We start from the raw sequence: 6,198 nt of genomic DNA on the forward strand, positions 1-6,198 counted from the left end.
AACAGAAATTCACCCGCTGCACCAGGTGCTTTCCCGTCAATGTTACCCTTAACATGATACCGGTAACAGGATGTCGCATTCTGAAACATCTGGCACTGATAATCCCTTTGTCCCATTACAACAAACCGCTGCCGGTAATACGCCGAGCGCAAAAGTGGAGAAAAATTATGCCATTACTCTATGTGGCAATTGGCGTGGCGTTACTGCTGCTGCTGATGATTCGCTTCAAACTTAACGGCTTCATCGCGCTGATTCTGGTGGCACTGGCGGTGGGCATGATGCAGGGCATGCCGGTCAATAAAGTGATTGGATCGATCAAAACCGGCGTCGGCGGTACCCTGGGCAGCCTGGCGCTGATCATGGGCTTTGGCGCGATGCTGGGGAAACTGCTGGCCGACTGCGGCGGTGCGCAGCGTATCGCCACCACGCTGATCGAAAAATTCGGCCAGAAGCACATTCAGTGGGCGCTGGTGCTGACCGGCTTCACCGTGGGCTTTGCGCTGTTTTATGAAGTCGGGTTCGTGCTGATGCTGCCACTGGTGTTTAGCATTGCCGCATCGGCGCGCGTGCCGCTGCTGTATGTCGGCGTGCCGATGGCGGCCGCCTTATCCGTCACGCACGGCTTTCTGCCACCGCATCCAGGCCCGACCGCGATCGCCACGTTATTTAATGCCGACATGGGGAAAACCCTGCTGTACGGTACGCTGCTGGGTATTCCGACGGTGATTCTGGCCGGGCCGGTGTATGCGCGTTTTCTGAAAGGTATTGATAAGCCGATTCCGGAAGGGCTGTGGAACCCGAAAACTTTCAGTGAAGCGGAGATGCCAGGCTTTGGCGTTAGCGTGTGGACGGCGCTGGTGCCGGTAATCCTGATGGCGCTGCGTGCGGTGGCAGAAATGCTGCTGCCGAAAGGCCATGTGCTGCTGCCGTACGCGGAATTTTTTGGCGATCCGATCATGGCGACGCTGATTGCAGTGCTGATTGCCATCTTCACCTTTGGCCTTAACCGTGGCCGCAGTATGGATGAGGTGATGGGCACCATCACTGACTCGATCAAAATCATCGCCATGATGCTGTTGATCATCGGCGGCGGCGGCGCCTTCAAACAGGTGCTGGTGGACAGCGGCGTCGATAAATACATCGCCGGCATGATGCATGAAACCAACGTCTCGCCAATCTTTATGGCGTGGTCAATTGCAGCGGTGCTGCGTATTGCGCTGGGGTCAGCCACCGTCGCGGCGATTACCGCCGGCGGCATTGTGGCACCGCTGATTGCCACCAGCGGCGCCAGCCCGGAGCTGATGGTCATTGCCGTCGGTTCCGGCAGTGTCATCTTCTCGCACGTCAATGATCCGGGCTTCTGGCTGTTCAAGGAGTACTTCAACCTGACCATCGGTGAAACTATTCGCTCGTGGTCGGCGCTGGAAACCATCATCTCGGTGTGCGGTCTGCTGGGCTGTTTGCTGCTGTCCGCTGCGCTGTAACCGGCTGAGGCACCGCGCCTCAGCCCCGGCGGCTTACTGCGCTAAGGCGCGGAAGGCCGCCAGTTCGTCCTCCGGCATGCCAGCCTGGCGTGCCGCTGCGCAAATCTGCTGCCAGCTGTTGCTGTCCAGCGGAATGCCCTCGCTTTCACGTGCTGTACGGTTGCGCGTTTCCCATTCGCCCGGCACCAGAATCTCCGCCTCACCACTTTGCGGTGAACGCCTGACCCACGCGAGAAACTCTTCGGCTTCCTGCTGCATCGCCGGTGCGTCAAACGCGTCTGGGTTCAGGATTATGGTGGTCATGCCGTTGAAGATGGCGTCAGTGCCGGAAAGCAGCGTGGCGTCATGCGTAGTGCGACCGCCGGACAGCGCGCCGCCAAGGATTTCGCACATCGTCGCCAGCGCATAGCCTTTGTGCAGGCCGAAGGCGGTCAGCGCGCCATACGGCGACTGATGCATCACGCCCGGATCGGTGGTCGGCTGGCCCTGCGCATCAAGCAAATAGCCCGGTGCGACCGGCTGACCTTTGTTATACGCCACACGCGTTTTACCAAAGGCGATGCCGCTGGTGGCAAAGTCCAGCAGCAGCGGTTCGCCGTCGCGACGCGGAAACACCGCGCAGAACGGATTGGTGCCGAAGCGGCGATCGCTGCCGTTAAACGGCGCCACCATCGGATCGCCCATCACATTAACGAAGTGAAAGGAGACAAAGCCCGCTGCGGCACACTGCTCCGCCCAGTGACCGATACGGCCAATGTGGTGCGAATGATGCAGGCCGACCGCCGCAAGGCCAAACCTGTTCGCCCGCTCAATGCCGTGCTGCATGGCCTCGTACGCGGCCACCTGGCCAAAGCCTTTCTGGCCATTAAGGGTGAGGACCGCGCCAGCGTCTTTTTCGATGCTGACGTGCTGATTGAGCTGGAGAAAGCCCTGCGTCAGCGAGGCCATGTAGCTCGGTATCATGCCGACGCCGTGGGAGTCATGGCCCGCGAGGTTAGCAGCAACAAGATGGTCAGCCACCAGGCGCGCTTCTTCGGCGCTGCTACCGGCATGCAGCCAGATAGCCTGAACAAACTGATGTAAGCGGGAAGGGGAAACACGATGCAGTTCAGTCACGCGGTTAATCTCCTTATGGGGGGAGAGAGCATCCTGCGCTGAAATGGATAATAACCGCAAGTAAGGGCTGATAAAGGGCCACAACACGTGGCCCAACAAACTCAGTGCGGCTGTTCGAAGCCGGCTTTAACCATCTGTTCACGCAGTGCGCGTGCAATTTCACGGTTCCCACCCGTGATTGGATAAATAACGTTGTTGACGACATCGTCAAGATAATGCTCATCAAACTCTTGCAGGGTGAGCTGCGTACCGCCTTCGTCATTAATCGCAATGCTGCCACGAATGTGACTGCCATGATCCTTTGCCTTGAGGCTGTAACGACCCATGCTGGTATTAATCGTGCTCATATCATCTCCTTGTTACGTAGACATAGCGAACAATTGAGGCCTGCTACAGGCGCTGTAATTTTAGACAATCAGCGCGCTACGCGTGCGGCGGGATAGCAACTTAAGCGATAAGCTGCGACCGGGCTCGCAGAAAAAAAGAGCAGGTAACAGTCTCTGAGGCAAGTGACTGGGATCGCGCTCGCAGCGCCCAGCGAAGCCGGAATAATCATCTATACTGAATGCACGATGCGTTATTTTTCATCCTGAAGGAGCGAACAATGAAAATAATACTGTGGATTATTGCCATCATCTTTATTGTCGGGTTACTGACGATTACTGGTGTGTTTAAACTGATTTTCTGACGCGTTCAGGCACCCGGTGGGTGCCTGAAAACATTATTCAACGTGACGGGCGGCAGAAGACGGGTGCAGGGATGACAGCGGGATCACATCGCGCAGGCTGATCGGCTTGCCGCACGCGGCGCAACAGGCGCCGTGATGATCGGGATCGTCGACCTTTTCCTTGCCGGGTACTGTATAAAAAAATTTGGCGCAAACGCAGCGGCTGCAACGAATTGTCATCTCAGTTCCTCCTCTCTCCGTCCTGGAGTGATGAGATTTATCTCAATCATCGGGTGAGTTCAATTGATAAATTTTATTAATTTATTCATGAAATCAATTTCTATGGATAAGTTGCTGAATATTAAGTAATCACCCTAAGTAATAATCAACTGAGCAGTGCATTTTCTGCACCTTTTACCCTCTGCGTTTTGTTTATTTGCCGTTTCGACTCCGTTCGCGCAGTGAGGTAAAATTAACCAGCTGATTGCCAGCAGAGCCGGGTGCGACTGGCGCCACTGTGGCGCGCGCGCTGTACACGCTCGTGGCATCAGCCATTAACCCACGGCAGCACGGTGCGGCGCGATGTGGCGCTACGCGGTGCCTGCCGGATACAGGATGATTTAACAGGAAGCATTGTTGTGAACTGGCGTATTTCTGCAGCTTTTTGCGGCTGTATTTTGACTTCATCGGTCTCTTTTTCGACACCAGCGGCAACCACAGGCGAAGCGATTAAATCGGGCTGGAATACCTTCTCCGATAACGTGGCGCAAACCTGGACACAACCGCAAAATTACGATCTTTACGTCCCGGCTATCACCTGGCACAACCGCTTTACTTACGATGATGAACACATCAAAAAGTACAACGAGCGGCCGTGGGGCGCGGGCGGTGGCGTTTCGCGCTGGGATGAAAAGGGCAACTGGCACGGCCTGTATGCCATGGCGTTCAAAGACTCGTTTAACAAGTGGGAGCCCATCGCCGGCTACGGCTGGGAAGCGACCTGGCGACCGCTGAACGATCAGAATTTCCATCTGGGCGCCGGTTACACCGCAGGCGTGACGGCCAGAGATAACTGGCGATATATCCCGGTTCCGCTGGTATTGCCGCTGGCTTCGATAGGGTATGGCCCGGCAACCTTCCAAATGACTTACATTCCAGGCACTTATAACAACGGCAACGTCTATTTTGCCTGGTTAAGATTTCAGTTTTAATCGCTGAAGATGCGCAGAAAGTGTGAAGGGCATGGAAAAAATCAATATTTATCACTTTTTCATCAATTCGTGCTGGACAAATGTCACTGCAATTGCTGTACTAGATGCCGACACAGTTTAGTGTCCATTTTTCATGTAAAGGTAATATAGATGTCCAAGATCAAAGGTAACGTTAAGTGGTTTAATGAGTCCAAAGGATTCGGTTTCATTACTCCAGAAGATGGCAGCAAAGATGTATTCGTACACTTCTCTGCTATCCAGAGCAACGGCTTCAAAACTCTGGCTGAAGGTCAGCGTGTAGAGTTTGAAATCACCGACGGCGCTAAAGGCCCATCTGCTGCTAACGTTACCGCTCTGTAAGTTAACAGTCAGAATTTTAAAAACCCGCCTGATGGCGGGTTTTTTTTGTGCTTTTTTCAGCCCTGCCACCAGCTAATGGCCCAGGCGACAATCACCAGCGTACTGAGCGACAGCGCCAGCCATTCATTTAAACAGTGCGGTACCAGATTCTTCATGTGCCATGCCTCGCAACTTCATTTATGCCAGCATGGCAAAGCAAGATTAAGCCAGCCTTAAGCCAGCATGACAGCGGCATGACAAGGCACATTCTGCGGCGTCGCTCACAGATAATTCCCGTAACATACTCATAACAAAGCTTACTTGCAGATTTTTTAGCGGCAACGCTATATAACAGCAGTCAGGGAACGGAGGAGGCAGGATGAACATACGTGAAGCACAGGCCAAAGACAGCTTTGCCCTGAGTGCACTGTTAACCGAGCTGGGTTATCGCGGCACGGAAAAATTTATCAGCGATCGGCTGGCGCAATTGTGCGCCCATCCCGACGAGACGCTGCTGGTGGCGGAACACGGTAACCAGGTGCTGGGATTTCTTTCGCTGCACTTCATTCCGCAGCTGGCATTAGCGGGCGATTTCGCGCGCATCAGCTATTTCTGTATCGCCGAGGGCGAGCGCAGTAAAGGCAGCGGCCAGCAACTGCTGAACCACGCCGAGCAACTGGCGCGCGCCCGCGGCTGCGACCGCATGGAAGTGCATTGTCACGCCTCGCGACTGAAAGCCAACCAGTTTTATGCGCGAGAAGGCTACGTTGAATCGCCACGCTATCACATCAAAGATCTGGGCTGATACTAAGCTCGCGTCCGCAGGCAATCACTAACGCATCGGCGATGCTGTCGAGCTGATCGGCCGGCAGCCGCGCAATGCTGACGCGAATGAACTGTCCGCTGTTGATGCTGCAGCGTTCGCCTGGCAGCACGGTGATGCCCCGGGCGGCGAGGGTGATCATGGCATACTGCTCTGACGCCACCGGCAGCATCACGCTCAGGCCGTCGCGATCTTCCTGTACCAGCCCGCGCCGCGCCAGTGCGGCCAGCAACTGCTGACGGCGCGCGGCATACGTGGCTTTAGCCTGCTGTATGCGCTGCTGGGTGGGCGCATCGCTCAGCATCCAGGCCACCGCATCCTGCAAAATACGGCTGGTCCAGCTGACCCCGAAGTTACGCCACGACTGCAGCCGTTTCACCAGTTCTGCCGTGCCGGATACCACCGCCAGCCGCAGATCCGGGCCGTAGGCTTTGGAAAAGGAGTGCACGTGCAGCGTGCGCTGCGGATAGTGGCGGCCGAGACTCCATACCGGCCAGCGCGACAAATCGCCGATGCCATCATCCTCGACAATCAGGGTGGCACTCTGCGCCAGCACCT

At 55.7% G+C, this 6,198-nt stretch carries 7 protein-coding genes; 4 read left to right on the top strand and 3 right to left on the bottom strand.

Annotated features, from left to right (window positions below):
* The first annotated feature begins 167 nt into the window (after window positions 1-167).
* A complete protein-coding gene (gntT, locus tag ERD80_RS02215; protein WP_021508602.1) occupies window positions 168-1,484 on the top strand; it encodes a gluconate transporter in 1,317 nt (438 codons plus the stop codon).
* 33 nt (window positions 1,485-1,517) lie between these two features.
* Here the strand turns inward: gntT and ERD80_RS02220 are convergent, their stop codons facing one another.
* Together ERD80_RS02220 and ERD80_RS02225 are read right to left on the bottom strand one after the other, a co-directional pair.
* On the bottom strand, window positions 1,518-2,600 hold the full coding sequence (locus ERD80_RS02220) for a malate/lactate/ureidoglycolate dehydrogenase (protein WP_058769426.1): 1,083 nt from the start codon (window positions 2,598-2,600) through the stop codon (window positions 1,518-1,520).
* Window positions 2,601-2,701: 101 nt separating this feature from the next.
* A complete protein-coding gene (locus tag ERD80_RS02225) occupies window positions 2,702-2,947 on the bottom strand; it encodes a hypothetical protein (RefSeq protein WP_021508600.1) in 246 nt (81 codons plus the stop codon).
* 997 nt (window positions 2,948-3,944) lie between these two features.
* On the opposite strand from ERD80_RS02225, the gene pagP reads away from it, so the two are divergent.
* The 3 genes from pagP to ERD80_RS02245 all read left to right on the top strand — a co-directional run bounded on the left by pagP (window position 3,945) and on the right by ERD80_RS02245 (window position 5,622).
* On the top strand, window positions 3,945-4,478 hold the full coding sequence (gene pagP, locus ERD80_RS02235; protein WP_168714970.1) for a lipid IV(A) palmitoyltransferase PagP: 534 nt from the start codon (window positions 3,945-3,947) through the stop codon (window positions 4,476-4,478).
* A gap of 150 nt (window positions 4,479-4,628) precedes the next feature.
* On the top strand, window positions 4,629-4,838 hold the full coding sequence (cspE, locus tag ERD80_RS02240; protein WP_010615627.1) for a transcription antiterminator/RNA stability regulator CspE: 210 nt from the start codon (window positions 4,629-4,631) through the stop codon (window positions 4,836-4,838).
* A gap of 358 nt (window positions 4,839-5,196) precedes the next feature.
* Window positions 5,197-5,622, top strand: a complete 426-nt coding sequence (locus ERD80_RS02245; RefSeq protein WP_021508597.1) for a GNAT family N-acetyltransferase — start codon at window positions 5,197-5,199, stop codon at window positions 5,620-5,622.
* Here the strand turns inward: ERD80_RS02245 and ERD80_RS02250 are convergent.
* Window positions 5,606-6,198: aminotransferase class I/II-fold pyridoxal phosphate-dependent enzyme (locus tag ERD80_RS02250; RefSeq protein WP_136545632.1), on the bottom strand; the 593-nt coding region annotated here is incomplete at its 5' end. The two genes, ERD80_RS02245 and ERD80_RS02250, sit on opposite strands and share 17 nt — an antisense overlap.

It is taken from the genome of Pantoea sp. R102 (genome assembly GCF_004916815.1).
Lineage (GTDB): Bacteria > Pseudomonadota > Gammaproteobacteria > Enterobacterales > Enterobacteriaceae > Pantoea > Pantoea dispersa.

Excerpts from the sequence above, each read along its gene's own strand:
- gntT (WP_021508602.1), top strand. The coding sequence starts at position 168 with ATGCCATTACTCTATGTGGCAATTGGCGTGGCGTTACTGCTGCTGCTG.
- ERD80_RS02225 (WP_021508600.1), bottom strand. The coding sequence starts at position 2,947 with ATGAGCACGATTAATACCAGCATGGGTCGTTACAGCCTCAAGGCAAAG.
- cspE (WP_010615627.1), top strand. The coding sequence starts at position 4,629 with ATGTCCAAGATCAAAGGTAACGTTAAGTGGTTTAATGAGTCCAAAGGA.
- ERD80_RS02245 (WP_021508597.1), top strand. The coding sequence starts at position 5,197 with ATGAACATACGTGAAGCACAGGCCAAAGACAGCTTTGCCCTGAGTGCA.